Annotated in this window: 13 protein-coding genes; 3 read left to right on the forward strand and 10 right to left on the reverse strand. The window is 61.9% G+C overall.

Annotated features, from left to right (window positions below; all coding sequences use genetic code 11):
• Positions 1–83 precede the first annotated feature (83 nt).
• Positions 84–3,212: an efflux RND transporter permease subunit gene (locus AAFM31_RS09525; protein ID WP_341707685.1), complete on the reverse strand. Its 3,129-nt coding sequence runs from the start codon at positions 3,210–3,212 to the stop codon at positions 84–86.
• Entirely contained in the window at positions 3,209–4,453 is a 1,245-nt protein-coding gene (locus tag AAFM31_RS09530) for an HlyD family efflux transporter periplasmic adaptor subunit (RefSeq protein WP_341707686.1), read from the reverse strand. Before AAFM31_RS09530 ends, AAFM31_RS09525 begins: the two co-directional genes overlap by 4 nt.
• Positions 4,454–4,708: 255 nt before the next feature.
• Between AAFM31_RS09530 and AAFM31_RS09535 the strand changes: the two genes are divergently transcribed.
• Entirely contained in the window at positions 4,709–6,406 is a 1,698-nt protein-coding gene (locus AAFM31_RS09535) for a long-chain fatty acid--CoA ligase (protein ID WP_341707687.1), read from the forward strand.
• A 15-nt stretch (positions 6,407–6,421) separates the two neighbouring features.
• Here AAFM31_RS09535 and AAFM31_RS09540 read toward each other — a convergent pair whose 3' ends face one another.
• The gene (locus tag AAFM31_RS09540) at positions 6,422–8,044 is read right to left on the reverse strand and encodes a methyl-accepting chemotaxis protein (protein ID WP_341707688.1); all 1,623 of its coding nucleotides are present in this window, start codon (positions 8,042–8,044) and stop codon (positions 6,422–6,424) included.
• A 186-nt stretch (positions 8,045–8,230) separates the two neighbouring features.
• Between AAFM31_RS09540 and AAFM31_RS09545 the strand changes: the two genes are divergently transcribed.
• Together AAFM31_RS09545 and AAFM31_RS09550 are read left to right on the forward strand one after the other, a co-directional pair.
• On the forward strand, positions 8,231–9,202 hold the full coding sequence (locus tag AAFM31_RS09545) for a calcium/sodium antiporter (protein ID WP_341707777.1): 972 nt from the start codon (positions 8,231–8,233) through the stop codon (positions 9,200–9,202).
• A gap of 95 nt (positions 9,203–9,297) precedes the next feature.
• Complete coding sequence (locus tag AAFM31_RS09550) at positions 9,298–10,017, forward strand: VC0807 family protein (RefSeq protein ID WP_341707689.1); 720 nt, start codon at positions 9,298–9,300, stop codon at positions 10,015–10,017.
• A 65-nt stretch (positions 10,018–10,082) separates the two neighbouring features.
• On the opposite strand, the gene AAFM31_RS09555 is transcribed toward AAFM31_RS09550, so the two are convergent.
• From AAFM31_RS09555 to AAFM31_RS09585, 7 genes are all read right to left on the reverse strand, one after another.
• On the reverse strand, positions 10,083–11,207 hold the full coding sequence (locus AAFM31_RS09555) for an aminotransferase class V-fold PLP-dependent enzyme (protein ID WP_341707690.1): 1,125 nt from the start codon (positions 11,205–11,207) through the stop codon (positions 10,083–10,085).
• Positions 11,208–11,347: 140 nt separating this feature from the next.
• On the reverse strand, positions 11,348–11,854 hold the full coding sequence (locus tag AAFM31_RS09560; RefSeq protein ID WP_341707691.1) for a DUF4334 domain-containing protein: 507 nt from the start codon (positions 11,852–11,854) through the stop codon (positions 11,348–11,350).
• A gap of 38 nt (positions 11,855–11,892) precedes the next feature.
• Entirely contained in the window at positions 11,893–12,498 is a 606-nt protein-coding gene (locus tag AAFM31_RS09565) for a TetR/AcrR family transcriptional regulator (protein ID WP_341707692.1), read from the reverse strand.
• A 222-nt stretch (positions 12,499–12,720) separates the two neighbouring features.
• Positions 12,721–13,587: an ABC transporter permease subunit gene (locus AAFM31_RS09570; protein ID WP_341707693.1), complete on the reverse strand. Its 867-nt coding sequence runs from the start codon at positions 13,585–13,587 to the stop codon at positions 12,721–12,723.
• Positions 13,584–14,483, reverse strand: a complete 900-nt coding sequence (locus AAFM31_RS09575; RefSeq protein ID WP_341707694.1) for an ABC transporter permease subunit — start codon at positions 14,481–14,483, stop codon at positions 13,584–13,586. The genes AAFM31_RS09570 and AAFM31_RS09575 overlap by 4 nt, the downstream gene beginning before the upstream one ends.
• On the reverse strand, positions 14,480–15,616 hold the full coding sequence (locus AAFM31_RS09580; RefSeq protein ID WP_341707695.1) for a polyamine ABC transporter ATP-binding protein: 1,137 nt from the start codon (positions 15,614–15,616) through the stop codon (positions 14,480–14,482). Before AAFM31_RS09580 ends, AAFM31_RS09575 begins: the two co-directional genes overlap by 4 nt.
• Positions 15,617–15,750: 134 nt before the next feature.
• Positions 15,751–16,842 carry a polyamine ABC transporter substrate-binding protein gene (locus AAFM31_RS09585; RefSeq protein WP_341707778.1) on the reverse strand — a complete coding sequence of 364 codons (1,092 nt, stop codon included), beginning with the start codon at positions 16,840–16,842 and terminating at the stop codon, positions 15,751–15,753.
• Positions 16,843–16,934: the final 92 nt, after the last annotated feature.

A 16,934-nucleotide genomic window follows, 5' to 3' on the forward strand; every position in this document is an offset into this window, starting at 1 on the left:
GCCGCTGTGGCTGCCGGTAGGGCCATACCGCCAAAGCACTACACCCAGGCTGGCGGGCCAAGCTGGCGCTCGACCCGCCCGGTTCAGGCGATCTGGGCCTTGCGCTCCGCGCGGCGATTTTTCCATCCCTCCAGCAGCGACAGCAGCGCCGGTACCACCAGCAGCACCAGCAGGGTCGAGAAGCCGAGGCCGAAGGCGATCGAGGTGGCCATCGGAATCAGGAACTGCGCCTGCAGCGAGGTCTCGAACAGTAGCGGCAGCAGGCCGCCGATGGTGGTCAGCGACGTCAGCAGTACCGCGCGCAGGCGCTGCACCACGGCCTCGTTGAGCGCTTCGTTGACGTCCAGCCCGCGCTTGCGTTGCTCCTGATAGAAGCTGACCAGAATGATCGAGTTGTTGACCACGATGCCGGACAGGCCGAACAGGCCGAACAGCGACAGGATGGTCAGGTTCAGCCCCATGGCCCAGTGGCCGAGCAGCGCACCAACCAGCGCGAGCGGGATAACCGACATGACGATCAGCGGTGTGCTCCAAGAGGAGAACACCCACACCAGCACGGCGTACATCAGCAGCAGGCCGATGATCAGACCGTCGCGCATGTCGGCCAGGGTTTCCTGCTGGTCGACCGAGCGGCCTTCGAAGCTGTAGCGCACGTTGTACTGGCTGGCCAAGGCTGGCAGCTCCTGCGCCGCGGCCTTGAGCACTACGCCCGCGGTGGTCTGGCTGCTGTCGATATCGGCGGTAACGTCGGTGGCCAGCTGCGCGTCGGCATGGCGCAGGGCCGAGAAGCCCTGGTTGCTGGAGAAAGTCACTACCTGACGGAGCGGGACGAAGCGCCCGTCATCCAGGCGGATGTTCAGGTCGCCGAGGCTGGCCAGGCTTTCCCGTTCGGTGCGGGGCAGTTGAACGCGGACTTCGATTTCATCGCGCTTGTCCTGATAGATCTGTGCCAGCCGGCCATCGTAGGCGGCGCGCAGCTGATTGCCGACGCTCTCGATACTGAGCCCCAGCGCCTGACCGTAGGGCGTCAGACTGTAGACCAGTTGCTCGCGTCCCCAGGTCATGTCGTCGTCGGTACTGACCACGCCTTCGATGCTGGCGAGGATCACCGACAGCGCGTCGGCTGCGTCCTTGAGCTGTTGCGGGTCAGAGCCGGTCAGACGGATATCGACGTCCTTGCCGGGCGGGCCGCTCTGCTGTTCGGTGATGTTGATGCGGTCGATGCCGGGTGGGCGCTGAATGCGCTGTTGCCATTCGCGGATGAAGGTCTTGTTGCGGACATCGCGGTGGTCGGGCGAGACCAGTTCGACCATCAGCGAGCCGAGGTTGTCGCCCTGACGGGCAACGCCGTTGTCGCCGAGAATTTCGCCCTCGCGGGTCAGCGCGGTGAGAATCAGATCCCCGCCCAGCGCTTCTTCGGTCTCTCCCAGGCTCTGCTCCAGCTCCCGCATGAACTCGACCATGCTGGTGCGCGGCGTGCCGGCAACAAAACTGACGTTGGCGTACAGCACCTGCGGCTCGGGGGTGGGGAAGAAGCTGAAACCGATGCGTCCGGTGCTGAGCAGGCCGAAGGTGATGATCACGCTGACCAGTGCACAGGCCAGGGTGGTACCGCGGTTCGCCAATGCGGCTTGTGACAGGCGCCGGAAACGGCCGTCGCGGAAGCGGTTGAAGGCCCTGTCGAAACGGCCTCGCACATCGTCGAGACGGTTGCCGATGGATGCGAGTCGCCCTGTCCGCGGCTTGCTCGGGCGGAAGGCTTCGCGCAGGTGATGCGGCAGGACGACGAAGCACTCCAGGAGCGACGCAATCAAGACGCAGATCATTACCACCGGAATGTCGCCGAGGATGTTGCCGAAAATGCCGCCAACCATCAGCAGCGGCATAAACGCCGCGATGGTGGTCAGTGATGAGGCGACGACTGGCCAGAGCATCCGTTTGGCGGCGCCCTCGGAGGCGCGCTCGGAGGCTTCGCCGCTGCGGTGGTGGGCGTCAGCGTCCTCACCGACGACGATGGCATCGTCGACGATGACCCCGAGCGCCATGATCAGCGCGAACAGCGAGATCATGTTGATCGAGCCGCCGATCACCCAGAACACCGCCATGGCGGCGAGGAAGGCGGTTGGAATGCCGACGGCAACCCACAGCGCCACGCGGGCCGGAAGGAACAGGTAGAGCAGGATCAGCACCAGGACCAAGCCGCCGAGGCCGTTATTGACCAGCAGGCGGATACGGTCGTCGATCAGCTGCCAGGCTTGATCGTAGACGTGAATCTGCAGCTGCGGCGGTAGTGTCGGGCGAATCTCTTCCAGCCAGTCGTTGAGGATCTTGGCTGACTCCAGCGAGTCGCCATCTTCGCTGCGCTCTAGCTGCAGCTCGACCGCGGGCTGGCCGTCGTAACGCAATAACACCTGATTGCGGCGTGGCTCCTGGCGGATATCAGCGATGTCGCCGAGGCGCAGGTAGCTGTCGCCTTCCGGCTGCAGGGCAATACTGCCAAAGGCTTGCGGGTCACGGCGCTGCTCGATGGCGCGCAGTTCCCTGGCGGAGTCCAGTTCGCCGGCCTGGCCGGCGGGCAGGTCGCGGGATTCGGCGTTGATGCGGCTGGCCAGCTGATCCAGCGACATGCCAAGGCGACGCAGTTCGGCATTCGGTACTTCGATGCTGATCTGCTGTTCGGGCACACCATTGATGACGATCCGGTCGATGCCGTGGTTGAGCAGATCGTCTTCCATGCGGTTGGCGATGGTGCGCAGCTCATGCGGTTCGAATGGCCCGTAGAGCAGCAGGTTGGCGATCGGGTCGTAGCGGGCAACCCGCACGACCACGGGCTTCTCGGCGGCGGCGGGTAGATTGCGGAATTCGTCGACCTGCTGGCGGGCGTCGTCCAGCGCAACAATCGGGTCGGTACCCTCGCGGAACTCCAGCGTGATGCTGGAGACCCCTTGGGCGGAGGTCGAGGTCATGTTCTTGAGGTTCTGGAGGCTACGCAGGCGCTGCTCCAGGGGAATGGTAATGGCCTGCTCGACGTCCTCGGCGGCCGCGCCGTTCCAGACCACGCGCACGGTGACGAAGTCGAGCGCGAAGGTCGGAAAGAACTGGATATTCATCCGCGACAGGCCGATCACACCGCCCATCAGCATGACCAGCATCAGCAGGTTGGCGGCAACCTTGTGGCGAACAAAGAAGCCTAGCGGTCCGGTGTTGCTCATTTGGCCGGCTCCGCCACCGCTTCACCGGTGTCCACTTTCAGACCGGACATGGCGTTGGGCAGGTGCGTGGTGACGATTTGCATGCCGCTCTGGAGGTCGTCGGAGCGCACCAGTACCCGGCGGTTGCCCTGCTCGTCGAGGGTTTCGCCGACGCGCTCGACGGCGATGGCCTGCAGGCGGCTGTCGTTGACGGTGTAAACGGTGTTATTGCCGTACAGCGCGCTGTAGGGCAGGGCGACGCTGTTGTCGTGGGCCGGACGGGCCACGCTGATGGCCAGCAGGGTGCCGAGGCGAAGTTCCGGGCGCGGGTTCTCGACCTGGAAGATGGCCTCGATGCCGCGGGCGTCGGCCTTGCCGGCAATGCGGGTCAGGGTCAGTTCGATCGGCGGTGTGCTGTCGAGGCTGTGAGCGTCGAGTTTCTGGCCCTGGCTCAGGGCGGAGATGAAGTCCTGACTATGGATTTGCGGCACCAGGGCGCGCAGCTCCATGCCTTCCAGCGGGTAGAAGTCGAGCAGCGCCGCGTTGGTGTTGACCTGATCGCCTACGGCAACCTGCACCGCGCCCACTACACCGTCGAACGGCGCGACAAAGCGGCTGCGCTCGGCGTCGCGCTGGATGCTGTCGAGGTTGGCGCTGGCGCGCTCGACCCGAGCCTGCTGGGCGGCGAGACGTGACGGGTAGGTAGACAGGCTGCGCTGGCGGTTGGCTACGGTCAGTGCAGCGCGATCCAACGCGTCCTGGGCGTTGTCGACCTCGACGGTGGAGACCATCTGACGGGCCACCAGTTGCTGCATGCGGTCGAGGGTCTTGCGAGCGTTTTCCTGCAGGCGCTGCTCCATGCGCAGGGCCTGCTGATCGGCGGCGTGGGCGAGTTTCTCGCTTTCCAGCTGGGCCTTGGCGTCAGCCAGTTCGGCCTTGGCCTGCTCGACCCGCGGTTTGATGTCGGCCTCATCCAGCGCCACTACCAGTTCGCCTGCTTTCAGCTGGCTGCCGTCGGTAGCGGGCAGTGCCGCGATGCGTCCGGCCAAGGGCGCGACGACGGTAAAGCGGCGCGGCGACTCCAGCTGGCCGTAGAGGGTCAGGCGCGGCTGAAAGGCATCAGGCGCTATGGTTTCGGTCGCTACGCGCCAGGAGCGTTCCTGGGTGCCCAGCGGTTCGGGTTGATCTCGGGTTACGCGCAGCAGGATGAAGACGATGATTCCAACTACTACGATCAATAGCGGGGTGAGACGTTTACGCATTCCTTTTCTCTTGTTCTTTCCTGCGGGCGTAGGGTCTCCCTGTATAGCCTGTGCGCGCGATGCGAGCAATAGTCAGGGGAGTCTGTGGAGTGTCTGAAAGTGTCAACTTGGCGACTTTCGGGGTGGCCGGAGCTATGGAGCGACATATCCGCAGTCAATCGAGCTTCTCTGATGGCGGCTACCGGGACTAGGGTTGAGGGAAACAAGAAAGGGCCTCGAGCCAAAGTCGCCGAGACCGGATATGGAGAACGTGCTGTGCCTACCGAACTGCGCTGGTTGAAGTCGTATCCCGAGGACGTAAGCTGGGACCTGTCCTACACCCCCGAGGCCATTCCTGCCCTGCTGGACGCGGCGGTGGCCGAGTTTCCGGATAACCCCGCCATTGATTTCTTTGGTCACAAGCTGACCTATCGCGAACTCGACGATCTGGTGTCCCGCGCGGCCGCCGGTCTGCAGAAACTCGGGGTGGGTCCCGGCGTTCATGTCGGTCTGTATCTGCCGAACTGCCCGCATTACTTCATCGGCTTCCTTGGCGTGCTGCGTGCCGGCGGTACCGTGGTGAACTATTCGCCGCTGGATGCCGAGCGCACCCTGGAACACAAGATCGAAGACAGCCAGACCGACATCATGCTGACCCTTGATCTGGAGGCGTTTTACCCGCGGATGGTGACGCTGATGGCACGTACTCGCCTGCGTCAGTTGGTGGTGGGTAATCTGGTCGAGTTCTGTGGTGCGGTGAGCGATGAACAGCGCACGTTGCTCGGGCAACCTGCCGCGGTGGAGTGGAACGCTCAGTGCTGCAGCTTTGCCGAGTTGCTCGCCAACGATGGTTGCTACCAGACACACCCGCTGGCGGATCCGGCCGATACGCTGGCCGTGTTGCAGTACACCGGCGGCACCACTGGCGTACCTAAGGGCGCGATGCTGACCCACGGCAACATCACCGCCTCCTGTGCCCAGTTGCGTGAAGTGCTCAGCTCGGCCATCGTGCCGGGACAAGAGCGCGTGCTGGCGGTGCTGCCGCCGTTCCACATTTACGCATTGATGGTAAACATGATCTTTGGTCTGCGTGCGGCTGCCGAGATTTATCTGCACCCGCGCTTCGACGTGCTGACCGTGCTGCGTGAAATCAGCCAAAGCCGCATTACCACCTTCCCGGGCGTGCCGACCATGTTCATTGGCCTGCTTGCTCACCCGCAGACCGACCAGTTCGATCTGTCGTCGCTGAAAATGTCCAACTCCGGTGGCGCGCCGCTGCCGGTTGAGGTGCAGCAGCAGTACTTCTCACGTTCGGGCTGCGCACTGCGTGAGGGCTGGGGCATGACCGAAACCACCACCAGCGGCACCTTCACGCCGCGTGACGCCCAACCACGGCCCGGCTCATGCGGTGTGCCGGTGCCGGGCAGCGAGATTCGTATCCTGCCGCTGGATGGGGGTGAAACCGAGTTGCCGCTCGGCGAGCGTGGTGAGGTCTGCATCAAGGGACCGAACATCACGGCCGGGTACTGGAAACGACCAGATGCGACCGCCGAGGCGATGACCTCCGACGGCTTCCTGCGTACCGGTGATGTGGGTTACATGGACGAAGACGGCTACGTCTACATCGTTGACCGCACCAAGGACATGATCCTCTGCAGCGGCTACAACGTATACCCGCGGGTGATCGAGGAAGCGATCTACGAATATCCGGGCGTCGAGGAAGTGTCGGTCATCGGGATTGATGATCCGTATCGCGGCCAGGCGCCGAAGGCCTTCATTAAACTGCGCACCGGCGTTGAGCCCTTCGACTTCGAGACGCTGCAGGCGTTTCTTGCTACCCGGCTGGGTAAGCACGAGCGTTTGAGCGCCATGGAGATTCGCAGCGAGCTGCCGAAGACTCCGGTTGGCAAGCTGTCGAAGAAGGAGCTCTACGAGGAAGAGCGCCAGCGTCAGGCTGCCGTAGCGACGGCCTGACGCTGCAGCCCTGACTCAGGCCGACAGGCGCTGGGTCAGGGTGCTCAGTTCGCCGGACAGGTCATGCAGCGACTGGCTGGCGCGAGCCGTGTTGTCCACCTCGCTCTGGTTGGCGGCGGCGATGTCGGTGATTTCAGTGATGTTGCGGGTAATGTCTTCCGCGACGCTGGTCTGCTCGTCGGCGGCAGTGGAGATCTGCCGGTTCATATCGCGGATCGACTCGATGGCTACGGTGATCTGGGTTAGGCGCTCGCCCGCCAGGTTGACCTGATGCATGCCCGCTTCGCTGCGGGTCTGACCGACGGCGATGGCCTTGACTGCTTCACCCGCGCCGGACTGCACATCGTGGATGATCTGCTGGATCTCGGCGGTTGATTCGGCCGTGCGCTGGGCGAGGGTGCGTACCTCGTCCGCCACTACCGCGAACCCGCGGCCCGCTTCGCCTGCCCGCGCCGCCTCAATGGCCGCGTTGAGGGCCAGCAGGTTGGTCTGTTCGGCGATCCCCTGAATCACATCCAGCACCTTGCCGATGCGATTGCTGTCGCCCTCAAGGCGGCGAATGACCTCGGTGGTCTGGGTGATCTGTGCCAGCATGTCGCGCATGGCGTGAATGGTGTCCTGCATCACCTGACCGCCTTCCTGTGCGTTGCTGTCGGCATCGTCTGCGGCGCGGGCGGCTTCGGCGGCATGCTGCGCGACTTCGGCAGCCGCCGCGGACATTTCCTGCATGGCGGTAGCCACCTGATCAGTGCGCGAGAACTGCTCTCGGCTGCCGTGGGCCATGCGCGTGGCGATGGTATTCAGCTCGCCACTGGCACGGTCCAGCTCGCTGGTGCTGCGCTGCAGCTGACTGAACGTGTCTTCCAGAAAGCTGCGCAGCTGATTGGCGGCGCGTGCCAGCGTTCCGAGTTCGTCGGCGCGGTGCAGACTGACGGGCTGACCCAGGCGACCCTGACTCAGGCGCTCGATCTGGGCGATCAGTTGGGTAATCGGGCTGACCAGCCGACGGTTGACCAGCCATTGACTGAGCACGCCGATGACCAATGCGGCGACGACCAGCACCACGAGCCCGATCCAGACGGTACTGGCGGCGGACGCGTTGATTTCGCTGCTGTGCTGTAGCGCGGCCTCGTTGAGGTGGCTGGACAGCCGATCCATTTGCTCGCTGACCTGGCGGTCGATACCGCGGGCGGCGCGGTCGCCCGCGGTTGGGTCCATGCCCGCGGCCTCGAAGGCGCGCAGGCTATCGCGGTAGCGCGAGCCGAGCTGGCGGTGATCCTCAGCCAGAGCGCGTACTTCTGCCAGTGTCTCCGGCGCTAGCGCCAACGTGCCGATCTGCTGCAGGGTCGTTTGCACCGCCTGCTCAGAGGTCTCGAACTGGCGCCAGTACTTTTCCTTGTCCGCTGGCTCCGCCCCACGCAGCAGCACGTTCTTCCATTCCTGCACCTGGGTCTTGAATTCCAGGTTGGCGCGGTTGATCAGCGTTGCGCTGGTCAGCGGGCGCTCCAGCAGGTCGCGGTAGCCACTGACGCTGTTGGCCAGCGACAGGGTGATCGCTAGTGATACCAGCAGCATGAGCGCAAGGCTGCCAGCCATGAGCACGAGGGTTTGCAGTCGCAGTGAGCGGTTGATGGCCATGTTGGCACCTGTCGTCAGGGTTGTTGGGCGGTCCTTCACCACGGTATTTCGGCGGTTGCACAGTGTATCGGCCGATTCGCGGGGAGCTGAATTTTTTTGTAACGGCTGCTCGCGGTTGCCCCTGTCTACACTGAAGGCTTTCATTGATAATGGACGCCTTTTAAAACTTGGCACAGGAATCTGATGATGTTGTTGGCATTGGCGGCGGTTGTTGTGGGCTTGGCTCTGCTGGTCTGGAGTGCGGATCGCTTTGTTGACGGTGCGTCGGCGACCGCCAGTCATGCAGGTATGCCGCCGCTGCTGATCGGCATGCTAATCATCGGCTTCGGCACCTCGGCGCCGGAGATGGTGGTGTCGGCGTTGGCCGCTGGCCAGGGTAACCCAGGCTTGGCGTTGGGTAATGCCTACGGTTCGAACATCACCAATATTGCGCTGATCATCGGCTTGGTTGCGGTGATAAGCCCGATCAAAGTGCACTCGCAGGTGATCCGCAAGGAGCTGCCGATTCTGCTCGGCATCACCCTGCTGGCGGGTTACCAGCTGCTTGATGGGCAGCTTTCGCGCAACGATGCCTGGGTCCTGATCGGCGTATTTTTTGTACTGATGGGCTGGTCCATTGTCCAAGGCATGCGCGGCAAGGACGACGCTTTGTCCGGAGAGTACGCCGAGGAGGTTGCCGCCCACGCGATGCCGTTGCCCAAGGCGCTGTTTTGGCTGGTGCTGGGGCTGGTGCTGCTAATTGTCAGCTCCCGGGTGCTGGTTTGGGGAGCGGTATTTATCGCCGAAAGTCTCGGTGTAAGCGATCTGATCATCGGCCTGACCATCGTTGCGGTCGGCACCTCTCTGCCTGAACTTGCTTCTTCGCTGGCTGCGATTCGTCGCAACGAGCATGATCTGGCGCTGGGCAATGTGATTGGCTCTGGCTTGTTCAATACCCTCGCGGTGGTCGGTATTGCAGCTGGCATTGCGCCGCTGGCGGTTGACCCGGTAGTGCTGCAACGCGACTGGGTGATCATGTTTGTACTGACCGCAGTGTTGCTGGTCATGGGCATTGGCCGCTTCGGCAAGCAGGGGCAGGTCACCCGCTTCAACGGTATCCTGCTGCTGGCGACCTATGTGGGGTACACCGGCTGGTTGGTCAGCACCATGCTGCGCTGACCGATCGGCGGTTGAGCGGCCCGCACTGCTATGCGAGCCGCTCGTCCAGTGTATGATGGCCCCTCTTCATTCCGCCCGAGACTCTCTGTTCTGCCATGTCTGACGCGAAAACCGCCCCGGTGCAGCACAAGCCGCGCCCGCTGATCGACCTGCTGGTCAGCATCATCATTCCTTCGATCATCCTCATGAAACTCAGTGGCGACGACAATCTGGGCGCGACCAACGCGCTGGTTGTGGCGCTAGCGCTGCCGGTTGGCTGGGGCTTGTTCGAGCTGGTGCAGTACCGCAAGTTCAACTTCATCGCACTGCTCGGCGTGGTGAGCGTGCTGCTCACCGGCGGTATCGGGGTGCTGCAGCTCGACACCAAATGGCTGGCGATCAAGGAAGCAGCGGTACCCGGTGTGCTCGGGCTGGCAGTGTTGATCTCGACCCGCACCCGTTATCCGCTGATTCGCACCATGCTCTACAACGAGAAAGTGATTAACGTTGCGCTGGTAAACGAGCGCCTGCAGCAGCGCGGGTTGGTCGACATGTTCAATCTGCGCTTGCTGCGTGCGACCTACTTTCTCGCCGGCACCTTCTTCTTTTCCTCGGCGATGAACTACATCGTTGCGAAGTGGATTGTGGTCAGCCCGGCAGGCACTGAGGCGTTTAACGAGGAACTGGGACAGATGACGCTGGTCAGCTATCCGATGATCGCGATTCCGTCGATGATCATGATGATGGCGATCCTGTTCTACCTCTGGCGCACTATCCACGGCCTGACTGGCTTGAGCATGGAAGAAATCATGGCGCAGCAGCCGAACAAGCGCTGAGCCTTTTGGTGTGAGCAATAAAAAACCCGGCCTGTGCCGGGTTTTTTATTGCTTGCCTTGCGGCGTCAGAGCTTGCCGAACGCGTCGCGCAGGGTGGCGACGGTGCGCTCCGGGTTGTGCAGCTTGTCGAGGCCGAACAGACCAAGGCGGAAGGTCTTGAAGCCTTCCGGCTCGTCGCACATCAATGGCACGCCGGCGGCGGTTTGCAGCCCGAGCGGAGCAAACGCCTTGCCGCTCTGAATGCCGTCGTTGTCGGTGTAGCTGACCACCACGCCGGGAGCCCCAAAACCGTCGGCGGCGACGCTCTTGTAGCCCAGTTCCTGCATCAGCTCACGGACGGCGCTACCCAGGGCCAGTTGTTCCTGCTTGACCTTCTCGAACCCGTAGTCGCGGGTTTCCAGCATGGTATCGCGGAAGGCCTTGAGTGCATCGGTCGGCATGGTGGCGTGGTAGGCGTGGCCGCCGTTCTCGTACGCCTGCATGATCTGGCGCCATTTCTTCAGGTCGGCGGCAAAGCTGGTGCTGGTGGTTTGCTCCAGTACCTGCTCGGCGCGTTCGCTGAACATCACCAGCGCGCTGCACGGCGATGCGCTCCAGCCTTTCTGAGGCGCGCTGATCAGTACATCGATGCCACAGGCCTGCATGTCGACCCAGACGGTGCCAGAGGCGATGCAGTCGAGGACGAACAGGCCGCCAACTTCGTGCACGGCGTCGGCGACGGCGCGTAGGTAGTCATCGGGCAGGATGATGCCAGCGGCGGTTTCAACGTGCGGGGCAAATACCAGATCGGGTTTGCTGGCGCGGATCTCGGCGACAACCTGATCGATCGGCGCCGGGGAAAATGCCGGCTGGTTACCGGCGTCGGATTTGACCGCCTTGAGTACGGTCTCGCTGGCCGGAATGCGCGCCATTTCGAAAATCTGGCTCCAGCGATAGCTGAACCAGCCGTTGCGGATGACCAGACATTTCTTGTCCTGAGCAAACTGGCGCGCGACTGCTTCCATACCGTAGGTACCACCACCGGGGACAACGGCGACCGCGTGTGCGTTGTACACGCTTTTGAGTGTGTCAGAAATGTCGCGCATGACCTGCTGGAAGGTCTGGGACATGTGATTGAGGGAGCGATCGGTGAAGACCACTGAATATTCCAGCAGGCCTTCTGGGTCGATGGCGGGGACCAGTTTGGACACGGGGGTTCTCCAGACGGGTGACAGGAAAACGCCGGCGTGGCCGGCGTTGATGTGCTGCCAATCCTAACCCGATTTATGTCCGGGCGCAGTTCTGAAAAGCGGCGATTTGTTAACAGCGGACTGCCGATGCCACAGCGCCGCTATTGCCCGTCGCGTGTCAGGTGGAAGAAGAACTCCAGAGGTTTGCCCTTGATGTCGCCAAGACCAATTACCACGTCGTCGTTGACCTTGCGAAAGTAATCGATGATCGGCTGCTGATCGTAGATCAGGGCGGCGGATACGGTGCCATCAAATACCATCTCGCGGATCTGCGCGCGGCCAAGCTTGTCGTAGTTCTGTAGAGTGCCGTCGGGGCCCGGGTAGAGGATGGGCTCGACATCGTTGATGCTGGTGAAGCGCTTGCCGTACCAGTTCAGCGGGTCTGGTTCGGCGCCGCCGTCAAACTTGCCGCCACGCCAGGTGCCGAGCATGAACTCCAGGCTGACCGTTTCAAGCTGCTTGAACAGCGGCATCAGTGTTTCAGCCGAATAGGCCTCGCCGCTCTCGATCATCTGCAGAAAACGATCTTCCGCCTCGCCCGCCACTGCACCTGCGCTCAGCGCCGCAGACAAGCCGAGTGCGCCGATGGATTTTGCTGCTTTGTTCATGGTTGCTGCCTCTTGTTATTGGTTGGGCAGCAAGGGTGTCAGCCAGTGAGCATCGACCAGCAGGTTTCGCAGGCGGCGTTGAGGTCGGCTGGCTGCAACACCAGCAGTCCTTCGCGTTCGCATTTGATCAGGTTGGCGAAAGCGCCCCAGACCATCGCCATCAGCACCTCGGGACGCAGATCGCTGCGGTAGATACCTTGCTGCTGGTACTGCCGGTACTGCGCCACCAGCGGGGCGAAGAACGTCTGCTCCAGCTGTCGGCTCTGTTCGTCCAGATAGGGCCGATGGTCCTGCATCTCCAGAAACCGGTAGGTGTCCGGATAATCACGGCTGTAGTGCACCATGCGCTGCCAGACCACGCGGAACTGCTCGTGTGCCGACAAGCGGCGATCAAGGCCATCGAACAGCAGGTCACGCTTGAGCTGCCGGCGTTCGCGGAACAGTTCGTTGACCAACACTTCCTTGCTGCTGAAATAGCGATAGATGGTGCCGGTACCGACCTTGGCCTGTTCGGCCACGGCCGGCATGGGAACGCCGTTCACGCCACCTGCGGCAAAGACTTTCAGAGCCGCGTCGAGAATTGCCTGACGCTTATCCTTGATCTTTGGGCGGGGTGCTTTGGCAGGAGTCGAATGAGTATTCATTCGCGCATTCTAGCCACTATCGCCGGTTTTGTGCAGCGCATCATCGGTGTCTCCCGTTGAGTCTGTGGTCATGCACTGCGACATGAATGAATGTTCATTCATGTCGCAGGCTAAACGGATTTGCGGCAAATGCCAAGGGTGTTTGCGCAGGGTGGGTTTGAGGAGGAGGGCGGGACAGGTTGAACGGGGCGGCAGGACCGCCCCGTCCGGTGCTCGCAACGGTTAGTTGCGACGGCTATCGATTACGGCTTGCCAAGTGATGACATCTTCATCTTCCGGCGGTTGCGAGCGGCGCTTTTCGGCGCCGCGTGCGATCAGCCAGCCGATCAGGGTGAAGATCGACACGGCGAGCAGAATCAGACTGGCCACTGCGTTGATTTCCGGCTTCACGCCGAGGCGTACGGCGGAGAAGACCTCCATTGGCAGGGTGGTCGAGCCGGGCCCGGAAACGAAGCTGGCCAGTACCAGGTCATCGAGCGACAGGGTAAAGGACAGCAGCCAGCCGGCGGCGATCGACGGCGCGATCATCGGCACAGTGATCAGCAGGAAGGTCTTCCATGGGCGGGCGCCCAGGTCCATCGCTGCTTCTTCGATGGACTGGTCGAGTTCGCTCAGGCGACCGCTGACCACAACTGCCACGTAGGCGGTACAGAAGGTCACGTGGGCGATCCAGATGGTGACCATGCCGCGCTCCGCCGGCCAGCCAATCATCTGTGCCATGGCGACAAACAGCAGCAGCAGCGACAGACCGGTGATCACCTCGGGCATGACCAGCGGCGCGGTGACCAGCCCGGAGAACAGGGTGCGGCCCTTGAAGCGCTTGATCCGGGTCATGACGAAGGCGGCCAGGGTGCCGAGCGCAACCGCCGCTGTGGCAGTGAAGAAGGCAATCTGCAGGCTGCGTTTGACCGCGTTCATCAGCTGCGTGTTGTCGAGCAGACCAACGTACCAGTGCACCGACCAGCCGCCCCAGACGGTAACCAGTCTGGAGGCGTTGAACGAGTAGATCACCAGAATGATCATCGGCAGGTAGATGAATATCAGGCCTAACCACAGCATCAGGGTGGAGAAGTTGGGGCGCTTGCTCATGCTTTTTTCTCCATTTCCTTGGCCTGGTTGTAGTGGAACAGGACGAGCGGGACGATCAGGATAACCAGCATGACGATCGCCAGCGCAGAGGCTACCGGCCAATCGCGATTGTTGAAGAACTCTTGCCAGAGCACCTTGCCGATCATCAGGGTTTCCGGGCCACCCAGCAGCTCGGGGATGACGAACTCACCAACCACCGGAATGAACACCAGCATGGAGCCCGCGATGATGCCGGTTTTCGACAGCGGGACGGTGATGCTCCAGAACGCCTTGATGCGACCGGCGCCCAGGTCCATGGCGGCTTCCAGCAGGCTGTGGTCGTGCTTGACCAGGTTGGCGTACAGCGGCAGCACCATGAACGGCAGATAGGCATAGACAACGCCGATGTAGACTGCCGTGTTGGTGTTGAGGATCTGCATTGGCTCGCTGATCAGGCCGAGGCTCATCAGCGTGCTGTTCAGCAGCCCGTTGTTACTGAGAATACCCATCCACGCGTAGACCCGAATCAGGATCGCGGTCCAGGTCGGCATCATCACCAGCAGCAGGTAAACCAGCTGCTTTTCACGCGGCGCGCGGGCAATGGCGTAGGCCATCGGGTAGCCAACCAGCAGGCAGATCAGGGTCGAGATCAGGGCGATCTTCAACGAGCCCAGATAGGCGGACAGGTAGAGCCCGTCCTGACTGAGGAAGATGTAGTTGCCGAGATTGAGCATGACGTTGAGCTTCTGCTCGACGTACTGAAAAATCGGCTGATAGGGTGGAATGGCGATCGCGGCTTCCGAGAAACTGATCTTCAGCACGATGGCGAAGGGCATCAGGAAGAACAGGAACAGCCACAGGTAAGGGACGCTGATGACCCAGAAGCGTCCAGGCGGTGTCAGGCGTGGCATTTTCATGAGTGCAGAATAACCCCGCTGTCGTCTTCCCAACTGATGTACACCTCGTCCTCCCAGGTGGGGCGAGGCAGCCGGCGTTCGGAGTTGGCGAAGAAGGCCTGGACCATCTTGCCGCTGTCGAGCTTGATGTAATAGACAGAGTGGCCGCCAAGGTAGGCGATGTCGTGCACCACGCCGTGGGAACTGTTGTGCTCACCTTCGGGCTTCTCGGTGCTGACCCAGACTTTTTCCGGGCGCAGGGCGTAGATGATGTTCTTGTCCTGGGCGCGGGTGGTGATGCCATGACCGACGTAGATCGGCTTGTCCAGGCAGTCGCACTGGATGATGGCGTGGTCTTCCATGTCGGCGGTGATTTCGCCTTCAAAAATGTTCACGCTGCCGATGAATTCGGCGACGTGACGGCTGACCGGACTTTCATAGATGTCCATCGGCGTGCCGACCTGAGCGATCCAGCCCTGGTGCATGATCGCGATGCGCTGGGCCATGGTCATGGCCTCTTCCTGATCGTGGGTCACCATGATGCAGGTTACGCCCACGCGTTCGATGATCTCGACCAGCTCCAGTTGCATCTGGGTGCGCAGCTTTTTGTCCAGTGCGCCCATCGGCTCATCCAGCAGCAGAACCTTCGGCCGCTTGGCCAGTGAGCGGGCGAGGGCCACGCGCTGACGCTGACCACCGGAGAGCTGGTCCGGCTTGCGGCGAGCGTACTCGGTCATGTGTACGAGCTTGAGCATTTCCTTCACGCGCTCGTCGATTTCGGCTTTGGGCAGTTTGTCCTGCTTGAGGCCGAAGGCGATGTTCTGGGCCACAGTCATGTGCGGGAACAGCGCGTAGGATTGGAACATCATGTTGATCGGGCGCTCGTAGGGCGGCAGATCGGTGATGTCCTGGCCGTCGAGTAGTACGCGACCTTCGGTCGGTCGCTCAAATCCGGCGAGAATGCGCAGCAGCGTCGACTTGCCCGAACCCGAGCCGCCGAGCAGGGCGAAGATTTCGCCGCGATTGATGCTCAGACTGACGTCGTCGACGGCCAGCGATTCATCAAACCGCTTGCTGACACGTTCAATCTTCACAAAGTCATTGGGCTCGGCCTTGGCCATTGCCTGTTTCATGGCTCCTGCTGCACCAACCATATTCGTCTCCGGATCTCATTACACCTGTGCAGCGCCGCTGCACACAAAGATATTGGCAGGTCGCCGAAGCGGCACCTGGCGCGTTCTGTACTGTTGATTCAACAAGGGGCTGCCGGTTGGCAGCCCCTCGTGTGTTACTGACCTGACTTGATGCGGCTCCAGGTGCGGGTCATCAGTCGCTGTGCGGCCATTGGGCGCGGCACGTTGACATAGAGTCGGTTCATGACCTCATCACTCGGGTAGATCGCCGGGTCGTTGCGGACTTCAGGGTCGACCAGTTCGTCAGACGCCTTGTTCGGGTTGGCGTAGGCAACGTAGTCGGTGATCGGCGCGATGACATCCGGACGCATGATGTAGTTGATGAAGGCGTGGGCCTCTTCCGGGTTCGGGGCATCTTTCGGGATGGCCATCATGTCGAACCACAGGGCGGTGCCCTCCTTCGGAATGATGTAGCTGATCTCTACACCGTTCTCCGCTTCCTCGGCACGGTACGCGGCCTGGAATACGTCACCGGAGTAACCGGCAGCGACGCAGATATCGCCGTTTGCCAGGTCAGAGATATAGCGTGAGGAGTGGAAGTAGGTGATGTACGGACGCACCGCCAGCATCAGCTCTTCGGCCTTCTTCAGGTCTTCAGCGTCGTTGCTGTTCGGATCCAAGCCGAGGTAGCTCAGCGCGGAGGGCAGCATTTCATCTGCCGAGTCCAGCACGCTCACGCCACAGCTGGCCAGCTTGCTGGCGTACTGCGGATCGAAGATCAGTGCCCAGGAGTCCAGCGGCGCGTCGTCACCCAGCGCGGCTTTAACTTTCTCGACGTTGTAGCCGATGCCGTTGGTGCCCCACAGGTACGGAATGGAATGCTGGCTGCCCGGATCAATGCTCTCCATCTGCTTCATCAGCTCAGGCGTGAGGTTGACCATATTCGGCAGCTTGCTGTGATCCAGCTCGAGGTAGACGCCGGCCTTGATTTGCTTGGTCAGGAAGTTATTTGACGGCACGACAATGTCGAAACCCGAGCGACCGGTCAGCAGCTTGGCATCAAGCACTTCGTTGGAGTCGTAGACGTCGTAGGTCACCTTGATGCCGGTTTCTTTTTCGAAGTTGGCGATGGTGTCTTCGGCGATGTAGTCCGACCAGTTGTAGATGTTCAGCTGTCCTGCGGCATTGGCGACACCGGTCCCGCCCAGCAGGGCGGCAGTGGTCAGTGCCAACAGCGACTTTTGCATTGCATGCTTCATGGTGTCTCCTGATTCAGGCGCCGGTGCGTGCCGGCCCTGCTTTGGTTCTGGTCGGCGCAGGGAGAGAGCCCTGCCGCCGA

Source organism: Halopseudomonas sp. (genome assembly GCF_038130085.1).
Classification (GTDB): domain Bacteria; phylum Pseudomonadota; class Gammaproteobacteria; order Pseudomonadales; family Pseudomonadaceae; genus Halopseudomonas.

Bases quoted from the DNA above. Each gene is read 5' to 3' on its own strand.
- AAFM31_RS09585 (WP_341707778.1), bottom strand. From the start codon at position 16,842: ATGCAAAAGTCGCTGTTGGCACTGACCACTGCCGCCCTGCTGGGCGGG.
- AAFM31_RS09550 (WP_341707689.1), top strand. From the start codon at position 9,298: ATGTCTGACGCGAAAACCGCCCCGGTGCAGCACAAGCCGCGCCCGCTG.
- AAFM31_RS09570 (WP_341707693.1), bottom strand. From the start codon at position 13,587: ATGAGCAAGCGCCCCAACTTCTCCACCCTGATGCTGTGGTTAGGCCTG.
- AAFM31_RS09580 (WP_341707695.1), bottom strand. From the start codon at position 15,616: ATGGTTGGTGCAGCAGGAGCCATGAAACAGGCAATGGCCAAGGCCGAG.
- AAFM31_RS09545 (WP_341707777.1), top strand. From the start codon at position 8,231: ATGTTGTTGGCATTGGCGGCGGTTGTTGTGGGCTTGGCTCTGCTGGTC.
- AAFM31_RS09530 (WP_341707686.1), bottom strand. From the start codon at position 4,453: ATGCGTAAACGTCTCACCCCGCTATTGATCGTAGTAGTTGGAATCATC.
- AAFM31_RS09565 (WP_341707692.1), bottom strand. From the start codon at position 12,498: ATGAATACTCATTCGACTCCTGCCAAAGCACCCCGCCCAAAGATCAAG.
- AAFM31_RS09525 (WP_341707685.1), bottom strand. From the start codon at position 3,212: ATGAGCAACACCGGACCGCTAGGCTTCTTTGTTCGCCACAAGGTTGCC.
- AAFM31_RS09560 (WP_341707691.1), bottom strand. From the start codon at position 11,854: ATGAACAAAGCAGCAAAATCCATCGGCGCACTCGGCTTGTCTGCGGCG.
- AAFM31_RS09540 (WP_341707688.1), bottom strand. From the start codon at position 8,044: ATGGCCATCAACCGCTCACTGCGACTGCAAACCCTCGTGCTCATGGCT.
- AAFM31_RS09575 (WP_341707694.1), bottom strand. From the start codon at position 14,483: ATGAAAATGCCACGCCTGACACCGCCTGGACGCTTCTGGGTCATCAGC.